General features: G+C 71.4%; 18 protein-coding genes, 1 tRNA gene and 3 pseudogenes. 16 read left to right on the top strand and 6 right to left on the bottom strand.

Annotated features, from left to right (window positions below):
• Positions 1-44 precede the first annotated feature (44 nt).
• The 6 genes from ACZ597_RS15005 to ACZ597_RS14980 all read left to right on the top strand — a co-directional run bounded on the left by ACZ597_RS15005 (position 45) and on the right by ACZ597_RS14980 (position 7,576).
• Entirely contained in the window at positions 45-1,715 is a 1,671-nt protein-coding gene (locus ACZ597_RS15005) for a serine/threonine-protein kinase (RefSeq protein ID WP_471329227.1), read from the top strand.
• A 98-nt stretch (positions 1,716-1,813) separates the two neighbouring features.
• The gene (corA, locus tag ACZ597_RS15000) at positions 1,814-2,896 is read left to right on the top strand and encodes a magnesium/cobalt transporter CorA (protein ID WP_471330095.1); all 1,083 of its coding nucleotides are present in this window, start codon (positions 1,814-1,816) and stop codon (positions 2,894-2,896) included.
• Between the two features lie 173 nt (positions 2,897-3,069).
• On the top strand, positions 3,070-3,654 hold the full coding sequence (locus ACZ597_RS14995; protein WP_471329224.1) for a GNAT family N-acetyltransferase: 585 nt from the start codon (positions 3,070-3,072) through the stop codon (positions 3,652-3,654).
• A 153-nt stretch (positions 3,655-3,807) separates the two neighbouring features.
• The gene (locus tag ACZ597_RS14990; RefSeq protein ID WP_471330092.1) at positions 3,808-4,653 is read left to right on the top strand and encodes a chitosanase; all 846 of its coding nucleotides are present in this window, start codon (positions 3,808-3,810) and stop codon (positions 4,651-4,653) included.
• Between the two features lie 166 nt (positions 4,654-4,819).
• Complete coding sequence (locus ACZ597_RS14985; RefSeq protein ID WP_471329221.1) at positions 4,820-5,173, top strand: DUF805 domain-containing protein; 354 nt, start codon at positions 4,820-4,822, stop codon at positions 5,171-5,173.
• A gap of 183 nt (positions 5,174-5,356) precedes the next feature.
• Positions 5,357-7,576 carry an NADP-dependent isocitrate dehydrogenase gene (locus ACZ597_RS14980; protein WP_471329218.1) on the top strand — a complete coding sequence of 740 codons (2,220 nt, stop codon included), beginning with the start codon at positions 5,357-5,359 and terminating at the stop codon, positions 7,574-7,576.
• A gap of 85 nt (positions 7,577-7,661) precedes the next feature.
• Here the strand turns inward: ACZ597_RS14980 and ACZ597_RS14975 are convergent, their stop codons facing one another.
• Positions 7,662-8,138: a hypothetical protein gene (locus ACZ597_RS14975; protein WP_471329215.1), complete on the bottom strand. Its 477-nt coding sequence runs from the start codon at positions 8,136-8,138 to the stop codon at positions 7,662-7,664.
• A gap of 241 nt (positions 8,139-8,379) precedes the next feature.
• On the opposite strand from ACZ597_RS14975, the gene ACZ597_RS14970 reads away from it, so the two are divergent.
• Positions 8,380-10,014 (top strand): glycoside hydrolase family 71 protein, encoded by a 1,635-nt coding sequence (locus ACZ597_RS14970; RefSeq protein WP_471329212.1) that lies wholly within the window; start codon positions 8,380-8,382, stop codon positions 10,012-10,014.
• 179 nt (positions 10,015-10,193) lie between these two features.
• Positions 10,194-11,351, top strand: a complete 1,158-nt coding sequence (locus ACZ597_RS14965) for an aminotransferase class V-fold PLP-dependent enzyme (RefSeq protein WP_471329209.1) — start codon at positions 10,194-10,196, stop codon at positions 11,349-11,351.
• On the opposite strand, the gene cobF is transcribed toward ACZ597_RS14965, so the two are convergent.
• Positions 11,338-12,090, bottom strand: coding sequence for a precorrin-6A synthase (deacetylating) (gene cobF / locus ACZ597_RS14960; protein WP_471329205.1), 753 nt, complete (start codon positions 12,088-12,090; stop codon positions 11,338-11,340). The two genes, ACZ597_RS14965 and cobF, sit on opposite strands and share 14 nt — an antisense overlap.
• A gap of 18 nt (positions 12,091-12,108) precedes the next feature.
• Here cobF and ACZ597_RS14955 point away from each other — a divergent pair.
• From ACZ597_RS14955 to ACZ597_RS14940, 4 genes and pseudogenes are all read left to right on the top strand, one after another.
• A pseudogene (locus tag ACZ597_RS14955) lies at positions 12,109-12,865 on the top strand ((Fe-S)-binding protein).
• Positions 12,862-14,340: a lactate utilization protein B gene (locus ACZ597_RS14950; RefSeq protein WP_471329202.1), complete on the top strand. Its 1,479-nt coding sequence runs from the start codon at positions 12,862-12,864 to the stop codon at positions 14,338-14,340. The pseudogene ACZ597_RS14955 and the gene ACZ597_RS14950 overlap by 4 nt, the downstream one beginning before the upstream one ends.
• A complete protein-coding gene (locus tag ACZ597_RS14945; protein WP_471329199.1) occupies positions 14,337-14,963 on the top strand; it encodes a LutC/YkgG family protein in 627 nt (208 codons plus the stop codon). The genes ACZ597_RS14950 and ACZ597_RS14945 overlap by 4 nt, the downstream gene beginning before the upstream one ends.
• A 4-nt stretch (positions 14,964-14,967) precedes the next feature.
• Positions 14,968-15,363 (top strand): VOC family protein, encoded by a 396-nt coding sequence (locus ACZ597_RS14940; RefSeq protein ID WP_471329197.1) that lies wholly within the window; start codon positions 14,968-14,970, stop codon positions 15,361-15,363.
• Positions 15,364-15,376: 13 nt separating this feature from the next.
• Here ACZ597_RS14940 and ACZ597_RS14935 read toward each other — a convergent pair whose 3' ends face one another.
• A complete protein-coding gene (locus tag ACZ597_RS14935) occupies positions 15,377-15,847 on the bottom strand; it encodes a DUF309 domain-containing protein (RefSeq protein WP_471329194.1) in 471 nt (156 codons plus the stop codon).
• A 117-nt stretch (positions 15,848-15,964) separates the two neighbouring features.
• Between ACZ597_RS14935 and ACZ597_RS14930 the strand changes: the two genes are divergently transcribed.
• From ACZ597_RS14930 to ACZ597_RS14915, 4 genes and pseudogenes are all read left to right on the top strand, one after another.
• Positions 15,965-16,038, top strand: a tRNA-Pro gene (locus ACZ597_RS14930).
• Positions 16,039-16,188: 150 nt separating this feature from the next.
• A pseudogene (locus ACZ597_RS14925) lies at positions 16,189-16,646 on the top strand (hypothetical protein); the annotation flags it as partial.
• 818 nt (positions 16,647-17,464) lie between these two features.
• Positions 17,465-18,614, top strand: a pseudogene (locus ACZ597_RS14920) (ISL3 family transposase); the annotation flags it as partial.
• A gap of 55 nt (positions 18,615-18,669) precedes the next feature.
• A complete protein-coding gene (locus ACZ597_RS14915; protein ID WP_471329191.1) occupies positions 18,670-19,107 on the top strand; it encodes a DUF4259 domain-containing protein in 438 nt (145 codons plus the stop codon).
• Between the two features lie 73 nt (positions 19,108-19,180).
• Here the strand turns inward: ACZ597_RS14915 and ACZ597_RS14910 are convergent, their stop codons facing one another.
• The 3 genes from ACZ597_RS14910 to ACZ597_RS14900 all read right to left on the bottom strand — a co-directional run bounded on the left by ACZ597_RS14910 (position 19,181) and on the right by ACZ597_RS14900 (position 23,044).
• The gene (locus ACZ597_RS14910) at positions 19,181-20,602 is read right to left on the bottom strand and encodes a hypothetical protein (protein ID WP_471329188.1); all 1,422 of its coding nucleotides are present in this window, start codon (positions 20,600-20,602) and stop codon (positions 19,181-19,183) included.
• Between the two features lie 17 nt (positions 20,603-20,619).
• Complete coding sequence (locus tag ACZ597_RS14905; protein ID WP_453609610.1) at positions 20,620-21,243, bottom strand: hypothetical protein; 624 nt, start codon at positions 21,241-21,243, stop codon at positions 20,620-20,622.
• A 955-nt stretch (positions 21,244-22,198) separates the two neighbouring features.
• Positions 22,199-23,044 carry a hypothetical protein gene (locus ACZ597_RS14900; protein ID WP_471330090.1) on the bottom strand — a complete coding sequence of 282 codons (846 nt, stop codon included), beginning with the start codon at positions 23,042-23,044 and terminating at the stop codon, positions 22,199-22,201.
• Between the last annotated feature and the right edge of the window lie 516 nt (positions 23,045-23,560).

Raw genomic sequence — 23,560 nt, 5'->3', positions numbered from 1 at the left:
CCGTCAGAGCGTCGAGTCGGGCGACCGGTCGTGGAACGGAGCATGTGGTGCCAGCGGGCCAAACGGAGGAAGCGAACGACGGGGACCTCGTCGGCAAGGTGCTCGGGGGGCGCTACCGGGTGACCTCCGTGGTCGGCCGGGGCGGCATGGGCGTGGTCGCCCGCGCCGTCGACGAACTGCTCGCCCGCGAGGTCGCCGTCAAGGTCCTGCGGGCCTACACCGACGCCGGCGACGCCGAACTGACCGACCTGCGCACCCGGATGGAGCGCGAGGCACAGGCCGCCGCCCGCATCCGGCACCCCGGCGTGGTCACCGTCCACGACGTCACGCACGAGCGGGGCCTGCCCGTCATCGTGATGGAACTCGTCGACGGCCCCTCGCTCGACGACTCGGTGACCCGGTACGGGGCGCTCGACCCGCAGGAGGCCGCCGCGATCGGCGCCAAGCTGATGGACGCGCTCGACGCCGCGCACCGGGCGGGCGTCCTGCACCGGGACGTGAAGCCGGGCAACGTGCTGCTGGAGCGGGGCGGGCGGGTCGTGCTCACCGACTTCGGCATCGCCACCATCGAGTCCTCCGACGACGACGCCCTGGCGAAGCTGACCCGCAGCGGTCAGCTGGTCGGCTCGCTCGACTACCTGCCGCCGGAGCGCGCGCAGGGCAGGGAGCCCGGACCGGCCTCGGACATCTGGTCGCTCGGGATGACCCTGTACGCGGCGGTGGAGGGGGTATCGCCGTTCCGCCGCACCTCGGTGTGGTCCACGCTGGCAGCGATCGTCGGCGACCCGCTGCCCGAGCCCCGGCGCGCGGGCCCGCTCGCCCCGGTGCTGCGTGCGCTGATGGCGAAGGAGCCGGAGCACCGGCCCACCGCCGAACAGGCCCGCGCGATGCTGGAGCAGGTGGCGGCGGGCGGCGCGGCCCCGGTGGCGGCGCCGCCCGCGCCGTCCCCGTACGCGCCCGGACCCGCGGCGGCGCCGGCTCCCGGGTTCGGGCCCCCGCCGTCGGCCGGCCCCGGCCCCGGCGGAGGCGGATCGTTTCCGCAGCCCTACGCCCCCGCCCCGCAGCCCGGCTTCCCGACGCAGGGGCCGACGCAGGGCCCCCCGCCCGGCCAGCCCCCCACGGTCGCCCGGTCCGGCCCGGCGGACGCGGACCGGGCGCGCCGCCACAGCCGTGCCGCGATCGCCGTCGCGGTGGTCGCCGTACTCGCCGCGGGCGGGGTCACGTACGCCGTGACCTCGGGCGGCGGCTCCACGACCGCGGCGCCCACCCCGGCGCCCGGCGGTTCGCCGACGGCGGGCGGGCAGCCGGGCCCGACCACCCCGGCCCCCTCGCCCTCCGGCTCCGGGCCCACGGCCAGGCCCTCCGCGAGCGCCTCGAAGAAGCCGGCCACGCCGTCGCCCTCCGGGAAGCCGTCCTCGCCCGCCCCGGGCGGGCCCAAGCCCGTACCGACGGGCTGCGCGGGCTGGACCCACCGGGACCCGAAGCCGGGGACGTACGGCTACATATCCGGCGACCACCACCTGCTGGCGGCGCCGTACCAGCAGTGCGCACAGGGCGCCCTGGTCAAGGACGGCACGAAGCTCTGGTACCACTGCTACATCGTCAACTCGTACGGCAACCAGTGGACGTTCGTGCGCGTGGAGGGCACCAACGCCACCGGGTGGCTCTACAACCGCGACCTCAAGGGCCAGAAGGGCTCCTCCCCGGCCTGCTGACCCCGGGGCGGGGCCGCGGCGAGGGTGCGTGGCGGAGCCGTCGGCGGGGCGGTGGCAGACTGGCCGCTGATCCGCCGAAGGGGAGTGCGCCCGTGTCCATGTTCAGCAACCTGCGCCGTGCCGTGCGCCGCGGCTACCGGCGGGCCGTCGACCTCAGCCACCCCGCCCGCTCCCCGCTCGGCAGCGCCGTCGTCAACTGCGTGGTCTACCAGGACGGCATCCGCCAGGACGGCTGCGCCGAGGCGGAGGAGGCCCTGCGCCGGGTCCGCAAGACGGGCGCCGGGTTCGTCTGGATCGGCCTGCACGAGCCCTCGCAGCAGGAGCTGGCCGGCCTCGCCGAGCTCTTCGGACTGCACCCCCTCGCCGTCGAGGACGCCGTCAACGCGCACCAGCGGCCGAAGGTGGAGCGCTACGACGAGACGCTCTTCGCCGTCTTCAAGACCGTGCGCTACGTCGAGCACGAGGAGCTGACCGCCACGAGCGAGGTGGTGGAGACCGGCGAACTGATGGCCTTCATCGGCGGGGACTTCGTCATTACGATCCGGCACGGCGGGCGCGGCACCCTCGGCCCCGTCCGCGAGGCCCTGGAGGCGGAGCCGGAGCAGCTGGCCAAGGGGCCGGCGGCCGTCCTGCACGCCATGGCGGACCACGTGGTCGACGACTACGTGGCCGTCACGGACGCGGTGCAGAGCGACATGGACGCCGTGGAGACGGCCGTGTTCAGCGACCACGGCGGCCGGGGCGACGCGGGCCGGATCTACCAGCTCAAGCGCGAACTCCTGGAACTGCGCCGGGCGGTGGCCCCGCTCGGCCGTCCGCTCCAGCACCTGGCCACGCAGCCGATACCGGTGATCCCGCCGGAGGTCCGCGCGTACTTCCGCGACGTCTCGGACCACCTGACGCGGGCCACCGAGCAGATCGGCGCCTACGACGGGCTCCTCGACTCCATCCTCCAGGCCCACCTCGCGCAGGTGACGGTCGCCCAGAACGAGGACATGCGCAAGATCACGGCGTGGGCGGCCATAGTGGCCGTGCCGACCATGGTCTGCGGGGTGTACGGGATGAACTTCGACCACATGCCCGAGCTGCACTGGACCTACGGCTACCCGCTGGTCCTGGCCGTGATGGCGGTCGCCTGCTACGTCATCCACCGGGGGTTCCGGCGCAACGGCTGGATCTGAACCCGCCCGACGGGACCGCCCGACGGGACCGCCCGACGGGACCGCCCGACGGGACCGCCCGACGGGACCGCCCGACGGGACTGCCCGACGGCGAAACCCGGGTGCAGCCCGGCGCGGTCGCCGCGTAGGTTGCCGTCGGCAACAGCGGATCTTCGGGAACGGGCAGGTCGGACATGGCAGAACTGGTCGGCGGGCGGGTGCGGCTGGAGCCGCTGGAGCAGCGGCACCACGACGGGCTGTGCGAGGCGGTGCGCGACGGCAACCTGTGGGAGCTCGCGGTGACCCTCGTGCCGCACCCGCAGGACGTACGCGGCTTCATAGCCGACGCCGTCGCCGCGCGCGAGGCCGGCCGGGAGCTCGCGTACGCGACGGTGGACCTGGCCACGGGCCGGATCGCGGGTTCGACCCGTCTGATGACGATCAACACGGCGCACCGGCGGCTGGAGATCGGCTGGACCTTCCTCGGCCGGACCTGGCAGCGCACGGGGGTGAACGCCGAGGCCAAGCTGCTGATGCTCACGCACGCCTTCGAGGACCTCGGGATGAACCGGGTCGAGCTGCTGACGGACGTGCGCAATGCCGCCTCGCGGGCCGCGATCGCCCGGCTCGGCGCGACCCAGGAGGGGATCATGCGCCGGCACATGGTGATGCGCGACGGCCACGTCCGGGACACGGTGGTCTTCGCCCTCACCCGCCCGGAATGGCCTGACGCGAAGCGTGCCCTGATCGAGCGGCTGGCGGCCCGGCAGGAGGGCTGAGCGCAGGGCTGAGCTCGCGGACGGGCGGATTCCGGACGTCTCGTCCGCAGGGGTGTTCCCTGTCTCCGATGTCTGGTAGGAAAGTTTCCTAACGGATCAGGGAAGACTCAACCACCCCACGGAGGCCCTGTGTTCACTCCCCGCCGCAAGACGATGGCCGTCGGCGCCCTGCTCGCCGCCGCCCTCCTCGCCGCCCCGGTCGCGGCGCACGCCACCGCGGCCCCGGACGCCGCGGCCGCCCGCGGCGCCGCCGCACCCGCCCCCGGTGCCGCCGTGGCGGCCGTCGCCCCGGCCGGACTCGACGACCCGGCGAAGAAGGACATCGCCATGCGGATCGTCTCCAGCGCCGAGAACTCCTCGCTCGACTGGAAGGCCCAGTACAAGTACATCGAGGACATAGGCGACGGCCGCGGCTACACCGCCGGCATCATCGGCTTCTGTTCCGGCACCGGCGACATGCTCGACCTCGTCGAGTACTACACGCAGGTCAAGCCCGGGAACGTGCTCGCCAAGTACCTCCCCGCACTCCGCAAGGTCGACGGCAGCGACTCGCACGCCGGACTCGACCCGGACTTCGCCCGGGACTGGGCCAGGGCCGCCCAGGACGCGGAGTTCAAGAAGGCCCAGGACCACGAGCGGGACCGGGTCTACTTCGACCCGGCCGTCAAGCAGGGCAAGTCCGACGGGGTCGGCACCCTCGGCCAGTTCATCTACTACGACGCGATCGTCATGCACGGCGACGGGAGCGACCCCACCGCCTTCCGCAACATCCGCAAGCGGGCCCTCGCCAAGGCCAAGCCCCCGGCCCAGGGCGGCAACGAGACCGCCTGGCTGAACGCCTTCCTCGACGCCCGGGTCTGGGCCATGAAGCAGGAGGAGGCCCACAGCGACACCAGCCGGGTCGACACCGCCCAGCGGGTCTTCCTGAAGAAGGGCAACCTGAACCTCGACACGCCCCTGGAGTGGAAGGTCTACGGGGACTCCTACCGCATCGGCTGAGGCGCCCGGGACCCCTGTGGTGGACGTGGTCAACTCCCTTTGAAACCGAGGCCGGTGGCGCAATTCAGGCACCCGGCGGTGGCTTGAGCGCGACGACCCGAGGGCATAAGTCGGGCCCGGCCCCGTTCAGGCCGAGGGCCGTCGATGCCGTCCTTAGGGGGGACTCGTGCACTACTACGTCGACGTCATCAAGCGCTACGCGGACTTCTCCGGCCGCGCCCGCCGCCAGGAGTACTGGATGTTCGTCCTGTGCAGCATCCCGATCATGCTCGTGGCGATCGCGCTCGACTTCGCGCTCGGGAGCTACCCGGTCGTCTTCTACATCTACAACCTCGCCGTCTTCCTCCCCACCCTGGGCCTGAGCGTCCGCAGGCTGCACGACACCGGCAGGTCCGGCTGGTGGTACCTGATCGGCTTCATCCCCTTCATCGGCTGGATCGGGATCATCGTCCTGATGGCCCTGGAGGGCGACGCCGGGCCGAACGAGTACGGCGCGAGCCCCAAGCAGGTCACCGCCTGAAACACGCGGCGCAGCGGCGCCGCCGCCGGCCCCGGAGGCCGGCGGCGGCGCCTTTCGCGTTTCCGTGACGCGCGTCTCCCCGCTCTTCCGGCAGGGGGCTGTCCAGACATGCCCGATCACGAGATATCTTGATGTCGAGCAATGTTGCAGACGAGAGACGCAGACTGTGGAGCGGAGCATCCGGTGACTGACTCGACCATCATCTACACGCACACTGACGAGGCCCCGGCCCTCGCGACGTATTCCTTCCTGCCTGTGATCCAGGCCTACGCGTCGACGGCCGGTGTGAATGTCGAGACCCGTGACATCTCCCTGGCCGGTCGGATCATCGCCGTCTTCCCCGAGTACCTCGAGGAGGGGCAGCGGATCGCCGACGCCCTCGCCGAGCTCGGCGAGCTGGCGAAGACCCCCGAGGCGAACATCATCAAGCTGCCCAACATCTCGGCTTCGATCCCGCAGCTGAAGGCCGCGGTCGCCGAGCTCCAGGGCCAGGGCTACGCCCTTCCGGACTACCCGGACGACCCGAAGTCGGACGAGGAGCGCGACATCCGCGCCCGCTACGACAAGGTCAAGGGCAGCGCCGTCAACCCGGTCCTGCGCGAGGGCAACTCCGACCGCCGTGCCCCCGCCTCGGTGAAGAACTACGCCAAGGCCCACCCGCACCGCATGGGCGCCTGGACCCCCGAGTCGAAGACGAACGTCGCCACCATGGGCGAGAACGACTTCCGCTCCACCGAGAAGTCCGCGGTGATCGCCGAGGCCGGCACGCTGCGCATCGAGCACGTCGCCGCCGACGGCGCCACCACGGTCCTGCGCGAGTCCGTACCGGTCCTCGCCGGCGAGGTCGTGGACGCGTCCGTCATGCACGTCGACGCCCTGCGCACCTTCCTGAACGACCAGATCGAGCGTGCCAAGGCCGAGGACGTCCTGTTCTCCGTGCACCTCAAGGCCACGATGATGAAGGTCTCCGACCCGATCGTCTTCGGCCACGTGGTCCGCGCCTTCTTCCCGAAGACCTTCGCCCGCTACGGCGAGGCCCTCGCGGCCGCCGGCCTGTCCCCGAACGACGGCCTCGGCACCATCCTGAACGGCCTGGGCGGCCTCGCCGACGGCGAGGCGATCAAGGCCTCCTTCGACGCCGAGATCGCCGAGGGCCCGGCCCTCGCGATGGTCGACTCCGACAAGGGCATCACCAACCTGCACGTGCCGTCCGACGTCATCGTCGACGCCTCCATGCCGGCCATGATCCGCACCTCCGGCCACATGTGGGGCCCGGACGGCGCCGAGGCCGACACCCTCGCCGTCCTCCCGGACAGCAGCTACGCGGGCGTCTACCAGGCCGTCGTCGAGGACTGCCGCGCCCACGGCGCCTTCGACCCGGCCACCATGGGCTCGGTGCCGAACGTCGGCCTGATGGCCCAGAAGGCCGAGGAGTACGGCAGCCACGACAAGACCTTCGAGATCGCCGCCGCGGGCACCGTCCGCCTCGTCGACGCCGCGGGCGACGTGGTCATCGAGCAGGAGGTCGCCGCGGGCGACATCTTCCGCGCCTGCCAGACCAAGGACCTGCCCATCCAGGACTGGGTCAAGCTCGCCGTCACCCGCGCCCGCGCCACCGGCGCCCCGGCCGTCTTCTGGCTCGACGAGACCCGCGCCCACGACGCGCAGCTCATCGCCAAGGTCAAGACGTACCTCGCGGAGCACGACACCGAGGGCCTGACCATCGAGATCCTCTCCCCGGTCGAGGCCACGAAGTACTCCCTGGAGCGCATCCGCCGCGGCGAGGACACCATCTCGGTGACCGGCAACGTGCTGCGCGACTACCTGACCGACCTCTTCCCGATCCTGGAGCTGGGCACCAGCGCCAAGATGCTGTCGGTCGTCCCGCTGATGGCGGGCGGCGGCCTCTTCGAGACGGGCGCCGGCGGCTCCGCCCCGAAGCACGTCCAGCAGCTGGTCAAGGAGAACTACCTGCGCTGGGACTCGCTGGGCGAGTTCTTCGCGCTGGCCGCCTCCTTCGAGCACCTCGCCACCACCACCGGCAACGCCCGCGCCCAGGTCCTGGCCGACACCCTGGACCGCGCCACCGGCACCTTCCTCAACGAGGACAAGTCGCCGACCCGTCGCCTCGGCGGCATCGACAACCGCGGCAGCCACTTCTTCCTCGCCCTGTACTGGGCGCAGGAGCTGGCCGGCCAGAGCGACGACGCGCAGCTGGCGGCCGCCTTCGAGCCGCTCGCCAAGACGCTGGCCGAGCAGGAGACGGCCATCGTCGCCGAGCTGAACGCCGTCCAGGGCTCCCCGGCCGAGATCGGCGGCTACTACCAGCCCGACCCGGCCAAGGCGGCCGCGGTGATGCGTCCCTCCGCGACGCTGAACCAGGCGCTCGCCATCCTGGGCTGACACCCGCAGCAGTAGGCAGTACGCGTTCCGCCCCGGCCCGGCCCCGTGCCCGGCCGGGGCGGACCCGTATCCGGACGCCCGCTGCTCAGAGCCGGTGCACCCGCCCCTGGCCCACGGCGAGGGGATGCCGGCCGGCCGCCAGGATGCGCAGGCCGGGCGCCGCGGCGAGCAGCTCCCGCAGCCAGGTCAGCGCCTCGGGGCCGAGCCGGTCGCTGCCGTCCAGGACCAGCAGCATGTCCCGCTCCGCCAGCCAGGAGGCGGCGTTGGCCGTGCCGTAGGGCAGGAAGGGCATGCCCGGTACGCAGCCCAGGGCGGCCACGAGTCGGCGTACGCCGCCGTCGGGGCTGACGGTGACCACCGCGGCCCCGTCGCAGAAGTTGGACGCCAGCCGCCGGGCGACGTCCCGCACCAGCAGGCTCCGAGCCTCGTGGAACCGGCCCGTGACCGTCAGCACCCGGCCCCGCCGGACGGCGGTGAGCAGGCGGGAGAGCTCGGTGGACGTGGTCGGCAGTGTTCCGGTCGCTCCGCCCGGTGGTGTCGGCCGGGAGTCCCCCATCATCACGATGCCCCCCGTTGCATGCGTGACCCAGTGCGGCACGAGGGTTGTTTCGCGCCGCGTGACGACGATTATGCGTCAATTCGGCTGTATAGCTAGGGGAATGCCGTATTCCGGCGCATGGTCCGGGAACGCCCTGGTCAGCGGGTGCCCCGCCGGTCGCGGCCGACGGTTGTGGGCAGGGCGGTAATCGGCTGTACTGCTGAACGGCCCCGGCGGCGGGGCAGGTCCACGGGGAGGGGTCGGGATGGCAGGGCACCGGCGGCGCTCCCGCTTACCAGGACGCAGGCCCGCCCTGCTGGTCGCCGCCTGCCTCCTCGCCGCCCTCTGCGCCGCCGCCGGCATCGCCTGGGACCCCTTCACGGCCGCGGCCGGCCAGGACGGAACCCGCCCGGCCGCCGACGCACCCCGGACCACCGGCCCCGCCGCCCCGTCGGGCACCGGCGGGCCGGGCCGGGCCCCGTCCTCCCCGCCGGTGCCGGCCCCGGCGCCGAGCGGCACCCCCGCCCGCCCCGCCACCGGCCCCCTGCCGTTCGACCTGCCCGCACCGGCCGTGCTCCGCTCCGGCGACGCCGGCCGCAAGCTGGTGTTCGCCCACTACTTCACCCCGTACCCCCTCTCGCTCGACAACGCGAGCGCCGAAGCCGACTACTACACCCGCAACTACCTCGACCCCCGCGGCGAGAACGGCAAGCACCAGCGCTACGGCGGCCTGCTCCGCGACCGCCCGCTGCCCGTCCCGCCCAAGGGCGGCGACTGGGAGTACGCCAACCTCCGCCAGGAGGTCCGCACCGCCCGCGACGCGGGCATCGACGGCTTCACCCTCGACCTGCTCTCCCTCTCCGGGAAGAACCGGGAGCGCGCGGACCTGCTGATGAGGGCGGCCCACGAGGTCGACCCGGCCTTCAAGGTCATGCTGATGCCGGACATGACCTCGCTGGACACCGACGACCCCGCCGTCCTCGCCGCCGCCCTCGCCGCCCTCGGCGCGAACCCCGCCGCGCACCGGGTCGACGACGGCCGGCTCGTCGTCTCCCCGTTCAAGGCCGAGCAGAAGGGCCCCGACTGGTGGCGCCGGGTCCTGGACCTGCTGGAGTCCGGGCACGGCGTCCGTACCGCCTTCGTCCCGCTCTTCCTCGACTTCGGCGCGAACGCCGACGCCTTCACGCCCATCAGCCACGGGTTCTCCGAGTGGGGCAGCCGCAGCTACGCGGGCCAGGAGGGCGCCGCCGACGACGTCCGGCGGGCACACGGCAAGGGCAGGATCTGGATGCAGCCCGTGTCCGTCCAGGACGCCCGCCCGAACCAGGGGATCTACGACGAGGCCGGCAACACCGCCACCCTGCGCTCCACCTGGACCCACGCCATCGAGGACGGCGCCGACTGGGTGCAGCTGACCACCTGGAACGACTACTCCGAGGGCAGCCAGTTCGCCCCGTCCCAGCACAACGGCCACGCCTACCTGGACCTCACCTCGTACTACCTGACCCGCTTCAAGACCGGCGACTGGCCCCCGATCGTCCGGGACACGCTCTACCTCACCGGCCGCACCCAGTTCGCGGCCGCCGGCCCGACGGGCGGTCAGTCACTGCTGATGTCGCTGCGCGAGGGCAGCGCCGCCGCCCGGGACACGGTGGAGGTGCTCAGCTTCCTGACCGGGCCCGCGACCGTCCGCAGCACCGTCGGCCCCGCCGCGCGGGAACACGCGGCCCCGGCCGGCGTGCACGCCGAACTGCTGCCGCTGCGGCCCGGGACCAGCTCGGCGGAGGTCGTGCGGGGCGGGCGGAGCACGGCCCGGGTGGAGCTGCCGTACGCCGTGGACCACGAGGTGCCGGTGCAGGACCTCCAGTACTACGCGGCGACCAGCGGCCGCCCGGGGTGACGGAACACCCCGCGGAGGACTGCACGCGGGGCCGGGGGCCCGACCTGCCCCCGGGCCGTGGCTTGCGCCAGGCAGGCCAATCCGGCGCAAGCGGCCCTTCCGTCCCGGGCGATCAGACCCCATGCTCCGGATGCGGGCTCACGAGGCCCGCACCCGACTCGTCCCGTCCGGAGGTACCCGTGCCCGCGCCGTCCGCCCCCTCAGCCCCGCCCGCCTACCCCGGCGGCCCCGGCCTCTTCCGGCTGGACCCCGCCGTCGCCCACCTCAACCACGGCTCCTACGGCGCCGTGCCGCTGCCCGTCCAGGAGGCGCAGGAGGCCCTGCGGACGGAGGCCCACGCCGACCCCGACGCCTTCTTCCAGGCCCTCCCCGACCGGCTCGCCGCCGCCCGCGCCCGGATCGCGGCCCGGCTGGGCACCGACCCGGACGGTCTCGCGTTCATCTCCAACGCCACCGAGGGCGCCAACCTCGCCTTCGAGGCCATCCCGCTGGCCGAGGGCGACGAGGTGCTCGTCACCGACCACGGCTACGGCACCGTCACCGCGGCCGCCGCCCGCCGCGCCCGCGTGACCACCGTCGCCCTGGACCCGCACCTGCCCGACGAGGACGCCGTACGCGAAACCGTGCTGGCCGCGCTCACGCCCCGCACCAAGGCGGCCCTGCTCGACCACGTCAGCTCGCCCACCGCCCGCCTCATCGCATCACCCCGGCTGCTCGCCGAGCTCTCCGCGCGCGGCGTCACCACCGTCGTCGACGGCGCCCACACCCCGGGCATGCTCGCCGAGCCGGTCGCCGCCGGCGCCGACTTCTGGTTCGGCAACCTCCACAAGTGGGGCTACGCGCCCTCCGGCACCGCCCTCCTCGCCGTCGCCCCCGCCCACCGGGCCCGGGTCCGCTCCCTCTCCCCGTCCTGGCAGGACCACCACGGCTACCCGCGCTCCGTCGAGTTCCGCGCCACCGCCGACTACACCGGCTGGCTGGCCGCCCCCGAGGGCCTCGACCTCATCGAACGGCTCGGCGCCGCGGAGGTCCGGGCGCACAACAGCGCCCTCGCCGCCTACGGGGCGGAGCTGCTCGCCCGGATCCCCGGCCTCACCCCGCTCCCGCACACCCCGGGCCTGGCCATGCGCTCCCTGCTGCTGCCGCCCGGCACCGCCGAGACCCAGGACGCCGCCGCGGCCATGCGCGAGGAGATCGCGGCGAAGGCCCGCATCCGCACCCTGGTCTGGGCCCGGCCGGGCGGCGGCGGCATCCGGGTCTGCGGGCAGCTCTACAACCGCGCCGAGGAGTACGAGCGCCTCGCCGCGGTCCTGCCCGGCTTCCTCAGGAGCGCCTGAGCAGGTAGGTGTCCATGATCCAGCCCTTGCGGGCGCGGGCCTCGGTCCGCAGCTCCTCGATGCGGCCGGACACCTCCGCCAGCTTCCCCTGGACCAGGATCTCGTCCGGAGTGCCGACGTAGGCGCCCCAGTAGATGTAGAGGTCCTGGTCCAGATGGGCGGTGAAGGCGTGCCGGGCGTCCAGCATCACCACCACGTCGTCCACGTCCTGCGGCCAGCCCTCCGCGAGCCGGCGGCCGGTGGTGATCTGGACCGGCCGCCCGACCCGGTTCAGGTTGGTCCGGTGCCTGGCCAGCAGCGCCGACACGCTGCTGATGCCGGGCACCACCTCGTGCTCGAACGCCACCCGGCCGTGCTCCAGCACCTCGTCGAGGATCGCCAGGGTGGAGTCGTACAGGGAGGGGTCGCCCCACACCAGGAACGCGCCCGTCTCGCCCTCCGCCAGGTCCTCGGCGATGAACCGCTCGAAGATCTCGGCCCGCGCGCTGCGCCAGCCGTCCACCGTCGGGGTGTAGTCGGCCGGGGTGCGGTCCCGGTCCGGGTCGCGGCCCTCCACCAGCCGGTGCCCGGGACGGGCGTGCGCGTCGAGCATCGCCCGCCGCAGACCGGTCAGGTCCGACTTCTCCTCCCCCTTCTCCAGGATGAGGAATGCGTCCGCCGCGCCGATCGCCTTGACCGCCTGGAGGGTCAGGTGGTCCGGGTCGCCCGCGCCTATGCCGATGACTGAGAACTTCTTCACCGGGCTATTGTGCCCATCATGCGCGCCGCCCTGTTCGTCACCTGCGTCAACGACGCGCTGTACCCCCGGACCGGCACCGCCGTCGTACGGCTGCTGGAGCGGCTCGGCGTCCAGGTGGACTTCCCCGCCGCCCAGAGCTGCTGCGGCCAGCCCCAGTACAACACCGGCTACCGCCGCGAGGCCGAACCGCTGCTGCGCCGCACCGCCGCGGCCTTCGCCGGCTACGACCACGTGGTCACCCCCTCCGGCTCCTGCGCCGCGATGATCCGCGAGCACTACCCGCGCATCGGCCGCAGGGCCGCCGAGGAGGGGCGGGGGAGTGGGCTGGCGGAACTCGCGGGGGACCTCGTACCGCGCGTCCACGAGCTGACCGAGTTCCTCGTGGACGTCCTCGGCGTCACCGACGTCGGCGCGTACTTCCCGCACACCGTCACCTACCACCCCTCCTGCCACGGGCCTGCGCTCCCTGGGCCTCGGCGAGCGCCCCCGGCGGCTGCTGGCCGCCGTCAAAGGCCTGGAACTGGTCGAGCTGCCCGGCGCCGAGGAATGCTGCGGCTTCGGCGGCACCTTCGCCGTCAAGAACCCCGACGTGTCCACCGCCATGGGCGCCGACAAGACCGCCGCCGCCCTCGCCACGGGCGCCGAGGTGCTGTGCGGGGCCGACAACTCCTGCCTCGCCCACCTCGGCGGCATCCTCCACCGCGCCGGGGACCCGATGCGCACCCTGCACCTCGCCGAGATCCTGGCCGCCACGGAGGAGGACCCCCTGCCATGACCGGTACGCACCTCGGCATGCCCGCCTTCCCGCCGTTCCCCTCCGCAGCCCGGGAGGGCGTACGGGACGGCGTACTGCGCGCCAACCTCCGGCACGCCACCCACACCATCCGGGACAAGCGCGCCCGCGCGGTCGCCGAACTCGCCGACTGGGACCGGCTGCGCGCCGCGGGCAAGGCCGTCAAGGACCACACCCTGCGCCACCTCGACCGCTACCTGCTCCAGCTGGAGGCCTCCGTCACCGCGGCCGGCGGCACCGTGCACTGGGCCGCCGACGCCGACGAGGCGAACCGCATCGTCACGGACCTGGTCCGGGCCACCGGCGAACGGGAGGTGGTCAAGGTCAAGTCCATGGCCACCCAGGAGATCGGCCTCAACGAAGCCCTGGAAGCCGCCGGGATCGCCGCCTACGAGACCGACCTCGCCGAACTCATCGTCCAGCTCGGCCACGACCGCCCCTCGCACATCCTGGTCCCCGCCATCCACCGCAACCGGGGCGAGATCCGCGACATCTTCCGCTCCGAGATGGGCCGATGGGGCCGCCCCGCCCCCGAGGACCTCGGCGACGACCCGCGCGAACTCGCCGAAGCCGCCCGCCTCCACCTGCGCGAGAAGTTCCTGCGCGCCAAGGTGGCCGTCTCCGGCGCCAACTTCATGGTCGCCGAGACCGGCACCATGGTCGTCCTCGAATCCGAGGGCAACGGCCGCATGTGCCTGACCCTGCCCGACACCCTCATCTCGGTCGTCGGCATCGAGAAGGTCGTCCCCACCTTCCGCGACCTGGAGGTCTACCTCCAGACCCTGCCGCGCTCCTCCACCGCCGAGCGGATGAACCCGTACACCACCATGTGGACCGGCACCCACGCGGGAGACGGCCCCTCCGCCTTCCACCTCGTCCTCCTCGACAACGGGCGCACCGACACCCTCGCCGACGCCACCGGCCGCCAGGCCCTGCGCTGCATCCGCTGCTCCGCCTGCCTGAACGTCTGCCCCGTCTACGAACGCGCGGGCGGCCACGCCTACGGCTCCGTCTACCCGGGCCCCATCGGCGCCGTCCTCAGCCCCCAACTGCGCGGCACCGGCAGCGCCATCGACGCCACCCTGCCCTACGCCTCCACCCTGTGCGGCGCCTGCTACGAGGTCTGCCCCGTCGCCATCGACATCCCCGAGGTCCTCCTCCACCTCCGCGAACGCGTGGTCCAGGGCGGCCCCGTGACCCGCCAGGGCGTCCGCGTACACCTGCGCCCCGCGCACGGCCACACCGCCGAACGGGCCGCCATGCGCGCCGCCCGGCTGCTCCTCGACCGCCCCGGCGCGCTGCGGGCCGGGGAGCGGCTGCTGGCCCGCGCCCGCAGACTCGCACCCCGCAGGCTCCCGGGCCCGGGCCGGGCCTGGACCGACACCCGCGAACTGCCCGCCCTCCCGGCGGAATCCTTCCGCGACTGGTGGCTCCGAGAACGGGGGAACCGAGGTTGAGCACCAAGGACCGCATCCTGTCCCGCATCCGCCGGGCCACGGCGGAGGCACCCGACGCCCCGCCCGTCCCCCGGGACTACCTCCGCGTCCACGGCACCCGCACCCCGGCCGAGACCGCCGGCCTCCTCGCCGCCAACCTCACCGAGTACCGGGCCAAGGTCCACCGCACCGACGAGGACGGCATCGCGCTGCTGCTGGAGCGGCTGCTCTCCGCCTCGCGAACGGTGCTCGTACCGCCTGCCCTGCCCCCGCACTGGCTCTCCGCGGCCGGCGCGACCCGGATCCACGACCACGCAGCTTCCACCCCGCACGACCTCGACCGCGTCGACAGCGTGGTCACCGGCTGTGCCCTGGCCATCGCCGAGACCGGCACCATCGTCCTCGACGGCGGCCCCGACCAGGGCCGGCGGCGCATCACCCTGGTCCCGGACCACCACGTCTGCGTGGTCCGCGTCCCCGACCAGCTCGTGGACTCCGTCCCGCAGGCCCTCGAACGCCTCGACCCGGCCCGCCCGCTGACCTGGATCTCCGGCCCCTCGGCCACCAGCGACATCGAACTGGACCGGGTGGAGGGCGTGCACGGCCCCCGCACCCTGGAGGTCGTCCTCCTCGGCGCACAATAGGCCCATGCCATCCCACATCGCCCTCACCGCACTCGTGGTCCACGACTACGACGAGGCCATCGACTTCTACATCCGCGCCCTCGGCTTCGAACTCGCCGAGGACACCGCCCGCCCGGACGGCTCCCGCTGGGTCGTGGTCCGCCCGCCCGGCGCCAAGGAGTCCGCCCTGCTGCTGGCCCGCGCCAAGGACGAGGCCCAGAGCTCCCGCGTCGGCGACCAGACGGGCGGCCGCGTCGGCTTCTTCCTCTACACCGCCGACTTCGCCGCCGACCACGCCCGGATGACCGCCGAGGGCGTCCGCTTCCTGGAGGAGCCGCGCCACGAGCCGTACGGCTCCGTCGCCGTCTTCGAGGACCTCTACGGCAACCGCTGGGACCTCCTCCAGCCGGCCGCCGGCTAGGGCCTGGCCGGCCCTAGACCAGCCGGGGGGCCTCGGCCGCCGCGTCGACCGGCTCCCCGGCCTCCACCCGCCCGGCCAGCCCCAGGGCCCACCCGACCAGCCCGGCCACGTCGATCCCGTACGCGTCCCCGTGCCCGGCCAGCGCACCGGCCCCGCGCCGCAGCAGCCGCGCCCCGCCGACGGCGTTCCCCCGCGCGGCGTGCGTCAGCCCCACCGCCAGCTGCGCCAGCCCCCGCCACAGACCGGCGTCCTCGGGGGGCCCGGACTTCCACGCGTCCTCGAACACCTCGTGCGCGTGGAACGGCATCCCGGCGTCCAGCAGCCGCTGCGCCTCCGCCACCGTCCGCTCCGGCGTCCTCACCACCCCCTCGGGCTGCCGCGCCACGCCCTCGGCCCCGTACGGCAGCGGCCGCCCCAGCCCGTCCCGCGGCCGCGCACTGCGCGCCCGCCCCTCACCGTCCCGGTCGCGTTCCCGTTCGTCCACCAGGCCATCCTGCCCGCCGCCGATCACCCGTGCACACGCACCCCTCGGCGTGGGGTAATGTTCTGCATGTGCCCGGCACGAGGGGGGAAACCCCAGGTGAGGGGCACGAAGCAGTAACGGGACGTGGCGCAGCTTGGTAGCGCACTTGACTGGGGGTCAAGGGGTCGCAGGTTCAAATCCTGTCGTCCCGACTCGAAAGAGTCGAGGTCAGGGGCCGTTTTGGAGCAATCCAAAACGGCCCCTTGATCATTCCTGGGGACCATTTGGGGACCAGCGCACTTGACTGACCAGAAGCGCGCCTTGACTCGGTCAAGGGGAGTGATAACCCGTCCCTCGCCAGCAGCTACGACGCGCTCGGTCGGATGACCCAGCAGGTAGAACCGGTCAGCGCGACGGACTCCACCACGACGACCTTCGGTTACGATGCGGCGGGCAACCGCACGCGCCTGACCGACGGCCGCGGCAAGGCCACGTACCACACGTTCACACCGTGGAGCCTGCCGGAGTCGACCATCGAACCCGCAACCACCCAGCACTGGACCGCGGACGTCCGTACTTGGACCACTGTCTACGACGCCGCAGGACAGCCAGTCACCGAACTCCTCCCCGGAGGCGTCAAGCGCCAGCGCACCTACGACGCCCTCGGCCGCTCACGAACGAGACCCGCACCGGAACGGCAGTAGCCACTCGCCCCCGCACCCTCTCCTACGACTTGGCCGGTCGCATGACCGGCTCCGGCGGGGACGGCGTCCTTTCCGGCAACTCCCCGATCAGCACAGCGACCTCGTCGCCAGCCTGAACCCCGACGGCACCGCCGTCGCCGGCTCCCGCAACTACCACCCCTTCGGCGGCCCTCTCAACGGCACCGACCCCACCGGGCACTGCTTCTGGGACGCATGCGTCGGAGAGATCACGCTGGGGAGCCTCCTCATCGGCGCGCTGGCCAGCGCCGCCGTCTACCAGCAGACCCAGACGCACGCCATCAGCTTTGACTGGGACTGGGAGTGGCCGTGGGCGTCAAGCTCGGCTACCTGGCTTTGTTCACGAGAACGGGTTCTGGCTCAACTTCTGTGGAGCATCCACGCTCCGTGACTGTTGATCCCCATATTGGCTCTCACTCGATCGTCCTGAATTGCCCCATGGCCGCCTTGTCGTGCCCGAAAGTTCGGGGCCGTGAACGAAGTGCTGCTGCGTCTGGAAGAGCTCCTGTTCCTGTCGGACCCTGAAGTCGCGGTGATGTCAGCGGAGGACGACGGCGAGGCGATCTGGATTGGAATCGCCTGCAAGTCGGCTGGTGCTGAGTGTCCCGGCTGTGGAAGGTGGTCGAACCGGCTTCATGGGTCCTACCTGAGGTTTCCTGCTGATCTGCCCAGCGCGGGAAGGTGTGGTGCTGCGCCTCCAGGTCCGCCGGTTCATTTGCGCGGACGCCTCCTGTGGACGGCAGACCTTCGTTGAGCAGATCCCGGGACTGACCCGCCGTCACGCTCAGCGGACTGACCGGCTGCGTTCGGCCTTGACCGAGGTGGGTCTTGCATTGGCCGACGCGCTGGAGCCCGTCTTGCGGACGTCTTCGGAATCTCCGTCAGCCGCAGCACGGTGCTTCGGCTGGTCGATGCGATGCCTGACCCTCAGCCATCGGCCCCGCGGGTGGTGGGTATCGACGAGTACGCGATGCGCAAGGGCCGTATCTACGGGACCGTGCTGGTCAATGTCGAAACCGGTAGACCAGTGGATCTGCTGCCGGACGGTGAGGCAGCCACTGTCGCCGCCTGGCTTGCTGAGTGTCCTGAGGTTGAGGTGGTCTGTCGCGACCGTGCCCGCTTCTTCGCCGAAGGCGCCAGCACCGGGGCTCCCACCGCCGTGCAGGTCGCAGACCGTTTCCATCTCTGGCGCAACCTCGGCGAAGCCACCGAGCGATGCGTATCGCGCCATCGGACCTGTCTGCGAGCGCCATTCACGGTTCCCGGCTCCGAGAGCGTCACCGCATCACCGGCTCCCGAAGCTGGCACGTCCCCGTGGCCGACTGGACACCGCTTCGCCGATCGAACTCACGAGCAGCACGCCATCGTGCACGAAATGCTCGGCGAAGGGCACAGCCGGCGGGCGGTCGCCCGCGAACTCCGAATGACCTACCGAACCGTTCAGCGCCTGGCCGACGCGGCAAGCCCGGAAGACCTCTTCCAAGGCCAATGTCAGAACCGCAGGACGAAGCTCGACGACTTCAAGCCGTACCTGCACGAGCGGCGGGCCGAGGGCTGCACGAACGCCTGGACCCTCTGGAAGGAGATCCAGAGCCACGGATACGCAGGTGGATACGGTGCCGTCCGTGCCTACCTTCGTCCTTTGCGGGACACCGCGCCGGAGGGTCGGCCGCCGTCGCCCAGGACCGTGGCCGGGTGGATCCTGACCCACCCCGGACACCCTTGCGGAGAAGGACCGGCTGAAGCTGAAGTCCGTTCTGGCCCACTGCCCCGAGCTGGACGACCTCGCCGGGCACGTCCGTTCCTTCGGGCAGATGTTCACCCAGCTCCAAGGAGAACGGCTTCCCGAGTGGATTGCGGCAGTCCGGGCCGACGACCTGCCCAGCATGCACACCTTCATCAACGGCCTCGAACGCGACCTCGCAGCTGTCACTGCCGGCCTGACCTTGCCCTGGAGCTCGGGTGTCGTGGAAGGCCATGTCAACCGCATCAAAATGATCAAGCGACAGATGTACGGACGTGCTGGCTTCAAGCTCCTGCGCAAGCGGGTGCTGCTTGCCTCGTGACCTCGTTGTCGGTGGGTAGTGCGACGATCCCCCAGACGGCCATGCAAGGAGAGATATGGGCACCTGGGACACCGGCCCCTTCGACAATGACACCGCCGCCGACTTCGGGGGTGATCTGGACGAGGCCGCGCTGGAAGAACGTGAACCCATGATCCGGGGCGTGCTCGTACGTGCCGCCAGCCCCGTGGACTTCCTGGGTATCTACGACGGCGAGCGGGCAGTGGCCGCAGCTGCCCTGGTCGTCGCCCAGCATCCTGACGGCGAGTCGGCGTGTTTGAACCATGGCCCATCAGAGCCGCTACCAGAGTTGCCCGCAGACCTTCGAATGCTCGCCGTCGACGCCCTGGACCAAGTGGTCTCCGACCGGTCTGAACTCGCCGAACAGTGGGCCGAAGCTGCGAACTGGTCGAAGTGGCGTCAGGAGATCACCCACCTCCGCGACGCCCTTGACCCTCCGATCCCGCCACAAGAGGAAGCCCTCTTCGAGATCTAATCGGTGACCCAAAGTCACAGACCACAGAACTTGAGCCAGAACCCGTTCTCGTGAACAAAGCCAGGGGCCGGTGTCAGCGGCGGCCGATGATCCCCGCGAACAGTGCCAGAGAGACGGTGCCGGACTTCTTGGCAGCCGCGCCGACGGCGCCCCAGCTGCCGATGGACTGCCCGTAGTTGGCCGTCAGAGCGGTACCCGTGGCTGCGGTCTTCGGGTCGGACATGTCCGTGCCGGATGCCAGCTCCACAACCAGGGGGACTTGGGTGGAGAGGTTGACGGAGCCCTGGAGGACCTTTCCGGCGATCTTTCCGCTGCTGGTGGACGTGCCGACGACCTTGGCGCCCTTGGTGCCGATGTAGTTGAAGACGGCCGAGGCGTCGGAGGCGGCGGAGCCGCCGGTGGTGGCGAGGAAGGTGCGGCCGGCGGTCTTGGAGACGACGCTGGCCTTGGAGACCGCGTTGCCGGCGGTGCCGATGGTTTTCATGGCGGCTCGGCCGGCTTTCAGGCTCTTGGCGACCGCGCCGATCCCGGGGAGGGCCGCGAGGGCGTCGGCGCCGAGACCGACGAACGTCATGGCGTCCCAGTCGCCCTTGATGGACGCGTCCACCGTGTGCGCTCCGAGCGAGGCGACGGCGGTGACGACAGCGATCGGCCCCGCGATCGGGGTGAAGACCGGGATGAGGGCCAGTACGCCGGCGACCGCGGAGACAATGCCCAGAATGTCACCGAACAGGGACCAGAAGCCGCTGCCCTGCTCGGCAGCCGCCTTGCGCGCGGCCTCGGCCTTGAGCCACTCGAACTCTCGGCCCCGCATCGTGATGATGCGGGTGAATTCGCGGTCGGTGAGCAGGGCCTGGAGCTGGAACTCGGCCTGGAGGGCGATGGCGGTGTCGATGAGGTCGTAGAGGTAGCCGTCGGGGATCCGGTCCCGGGCGTAACCGTTGTCCTTGAGCCGCCAGTAGTTCCCGGTGAAGCTCATGCCGCCCATGGCGAGGGAGTAGTTGGGGCCGGTGTTGCGGGCGATCTCCGGGTGCATGAAGGACATCACGCCCTGCACCGAGTCCCTGAGCCTCCAGAAGTCGGATTCGTCCGGCGGGTTGAATTCGCCCCTTGCCAGCTCCTCCTCCGTCGGCTGCCAGTTCCTCATCTGCTCCGCCTGCTTCTCCAGGTCGGTGCGGAGTGAGGCGGTGAATGCTTCGGCCTGCTCAGCCGCTTCCGGGCTGGAGTTCAGGTACTCGCCATACTCCTGGTCCAGGCGCTGCAGGGCGGAGAGGATCTGGTTCTCCTGGAAGACGAACATCCGCAGCAGCTGGTCGATCTTGTAGCGTTCGGCGTCGGTGAGCGTGTTCGGGTCCCAGCCCCAGATCCTCAGGGCGTCCCGCTCGTTGTCGGTGTACATGTTGAGTTCGGAGTGGATGGCGCCGACGTACTTGTCGCTGCCCGGGTCGAAGCCGAGGCTGTAGAGCTGCTCGCTGATCTGGTACGAGATGCGCATAGCGGGCTGATCCCTTCTCAGGCGGCTTCGGCGAAGACGATGGTGCGGCAGACCTGGGCGAGGATTTCGACGCAGTCCTCCCACTCGGCGGTGTTCTCCGTGGCGATGGCGAAGTCCGCCATCGCCAGCCGGCCCGGGATGGGTACGAAGACGTGGAGCTGGCGCACGACGGTGGCGCCACCTCCCTCGCCCAGGAGGTTCACCGGCCGCTCCACCTTCCTCTCCTCGGTGAGCAGCACCGCCGGCCCGGCTTCGAGGCGGACGACACCCACCTCGGCATCCGGGTAAAGGGCGCCCATGGTGCGGGCCAGACGGTGCACGGTCAGCTCGTTCGACAGCTCACTGGGGCGCGCGGTCACCGTCAGCGTCACGGACGACAGCTGCTTCTCCGGTTCCTCGCGCGTCGGCCCGGAGAGAAGGGTGCCCGCGTAGACGGCGCCCGCCGCGCTGAGCATCTCGTACATCGACTGCTGTGCCAGGACGGCGTGCGCGATTTCCGCCTCCGACGGCTGCGGGTCGACCATGTTCAACCGGTCGATCAGCCGGTTCGTGTTCACCTCCGCGGATACCGCGAAGTCGATGTCCTGAAAATGCTCCGGAACTCCGAAGCTCAGCGGCAGATCGATCGTGGCATCGGGCACGGAAGCACACTCCAGGGAGACTGGGGGAAAGGGCAGGACGTGCAGTAGCCGTCACGGGAATCGACCACGGTCGTGCTCGGCCGCGCCATCCTCCGAAAGACCCCGAACGCCCGACAAGGCGGCCAATCCAGCCAAGAGTGAGGAACGGCTCGTTCCTCGCCATAACGGCGGGGGATTCACCCTGGAATGCAACAAAATGCCACTCGAATCCACCGTCAGTACCCGTCTTGATCGCACGTCACCCACTCCAGTGACCCATGACCTGAACCGTGTCGCCTCCGTCACTCTTGATCTTGTCGACGCCGCTGGTCGGGGTGGGCGGAGCGGAGTGACGCGGCCGTGGGTGGCTACGAGTCGCGTCCTTGGGGTCACTCCCTCCCGGGCCGTTCAGCCGGAACGCGAGCGCTTGGCAGTACGCCTCCAGGTCGTGGCCGGAGCCGAGCCGATCGGCGAGCCGGTCGCTCTCTGCCACAGCGGTACGTCCATCTCTGCCAGGGGCCGAGTGGAACGTCGCGTGCCCTTGGGGAGAATCCCTCGTCATGTACTGCAATGCTCGTGGCGACGCGCGTGCGCTCCTGCCCCCGGGATGCCGAAGATGAGTCGCCCCGGCCTGGCGTACGCCCACCGGATGCGGCGTGGCTTTCTTCGGTCGAGTGACGGGGAACGCTGCTCACCCGTGACCGGCTTGCCTACGCCGCCATCACGATCTCAGGTCGGCAGTGGGGGTGGCGAGCGTCACACATGGGGTGCGGCCAGCCCGCTTTGAGGGCTGGCCCGGAAGTTCGACAGGCGTGTGAGATGCACGCCGAATCCGTGGCGGCGACCCCGAGCGGGCGCCCGGGAGGCACCTCGGCGTGACGGGTGTTTGGGGACCAGTTGGGGACCAGGGCCACTGCCCGCAGGTGCACGAAACGCGCATTCATGTACATTCCTCGCCCCTAAATAGCCCTGTATGTCAGGATTCTGACCCTGGGGCAGCCATCTGGGGGTCAAGGGGTCGCAGGTTCAAATCCTGTCGTCCCGACCAGCGTTTACGCAGGTCGGAGGCCGTTCTCTCATCCGTGAGAGGGCGGCCTCTCGTGCGTCCGGAGCCATGGTGGTCGCAATGTGGTCGCACGTCCAGTCTGCCGCCGGTCGGCCGTGGCGCTGAACCCTGCAACGACGGGGGAGCGAGTCGGCGCACAACCTCGCGGAGCCGGTGGATGTGGTCGCGTGGTGGTCGCAGCCACGCCATGTGGCCCGTTTCGGAGCTGGCCTGCTCGGCTCCGGTGATCGTGTTTGGCGACGCGGGGTGAGATGGCGACCCAGCTGCGGCTCGACCGGGTCTTCGGTGAGGTGATGACGAGGTGGTTGTTGTCGATGGCGGAGAGGGTGCAGCGCACGTAGAAGACGCCCTGGTCGAGGTGGACATCGTCCCAGTGGAGGCCGAGGGCTTCTCCCTTGCGCAGGCCGGTGCCCGATGAGGAACTCGAATAGGTCGGCCATCTCGGGGTCGGCGCGGTGGCAGTAGCCGAGGAAGCGGGCGGCCTCCTCCGCCGTCCAGATCCGTCGCTCCGGCGACGGAGGGCGGCGCATTAGTGGGGGGACGGGCCGGGTTGTGTGGGAGGCGGTGTTGCCGGACGGCGTCGCCGAGGGCGCTGGAGAGGGTGGCCAGGCACCGGTAGAGGGTGGTCTCGCCGCGGCCGGCCGCGAGCTGGCCGGTGGTGAAGCCGGCGATGTGGTGGTGGGCGAGCTGGTCCAGCTTGAGGGTGCCGAAGGCCGGGATGAGGTCGTTGCGGACGTAGTCGCGGTATCGGGCCATGGTGGTCGGCTTCAGCACGAGGGCCTTCGCTCCCAGCCACGCGTTCAGGTAGACGGCGACGGTCTGGTTCGGGTCCGCGTTGTATCCGCCGGCCTCGCCCTCGAGGAAGCGGCCCAGGGCCTGCTCGGCGGTGTCCTGGGTGGCGAAGCCACCCCGGCGCACCGTGGTGCGGCGGCGGTCAGGGGTGGGGACGTCAACGGCGAAGCTCCAGGTGCCGTGCACGCTGTCGGTGACCAGGTGGGGGCAGTGGGCACCGAGCTGGTGGTGCTGGGTGTCCCTCCAGCCGCAGCGGCGGCAGACGCCGCCGCGTACTACTTCCAGCAGCTTGCCCACTCGCATCGGTGCACTGGTTCACCGGTGGAGCAATGAGAGGTGGGTACCCTGGCTGCGCCGGCGCCCCACGCCCGCTTCCCATTTCATCTGCTGTACATGGAACCGCGGTTCCGGTTCACCTAGTCTCATCGCCATGGCAGCAGGAATCCTCACTGCGCGCCGCCACGTCGACCAAGGGCGCCT

The organism is Streptomyces sp. NPDC040718, from assembly GCF_055593565.1.
Note: the sequence above shows the minus strand (reverse complement) of the source record. Positions and strands in the feature narration are given on the sequence as shown.

Bases quoted from the DNA above. Each gene is read 5' to 3' on its own strand.
- ACZ597_RS14915 (WP_471329191.1), top strand. From the start codon at position 18,670: ATGGGCACCTGGGACACCGGCCCCTTCGACAATGACACCGCCGCCGAC.
- ACZ597_RS14950 (WP_471329202.1), top strand. From the start codon at position 12,862: ATGACCGGTACGCACCTCGGCATGCCCGCCTTCCCGCCGTTCCCCTCC.
- ACZ597_RS14995 (WP_471329224.1), top strand. From the start codon at position 3,070: ATGGCAGAACTGGTCGGCGGGCGGGTGCGGCTGGAGCCGCTGGAGCAG.
- ACZ597_RS14940 (WP_471329197.1), top strand. From the start codon at position 14,968: ATGCCATCCCACATCGCCCTCACCGCACTCGTGGTCCACGACTACGAC.
- ACZ597_RS14970 (WP_471329212.1), top strand. From the start codon at position 8,380: ATGGCAGGGCACCGGCGGCGCTCCCGCTTACCAGGACGCAGGCCCGCC.
- ACZ597_RS14900 (WP_471330090.1), bottom strand. From the start codon at position 23,044: ATGGCCCGATACCGCGACTACGTCCGCAACGACCTCATCCCGGCCTTC.
- ACZ597_RS14990 (WP_471330092.1), top strand. From the start codon at position 3,808: ATGGCCGTCGGCGCCCTGCTCGCCGCCGCCCTCCTCGCCGCCCCGGTC.
- corA (WP_471330095.1), top strand. From the start codon at position 1,814: ATGTTCAGCAACCTGCGCCGTGCCGTGCGCCGCGGCTACCGGCGGGCC.
- ACZ597_RS14910 (WP_471329188.1), bottom strand. From the start codon at position 20,602: ATGCGCATCTCGTACCAGATCAGCGAGCAGCTCTACAGCCTCGGCTTC.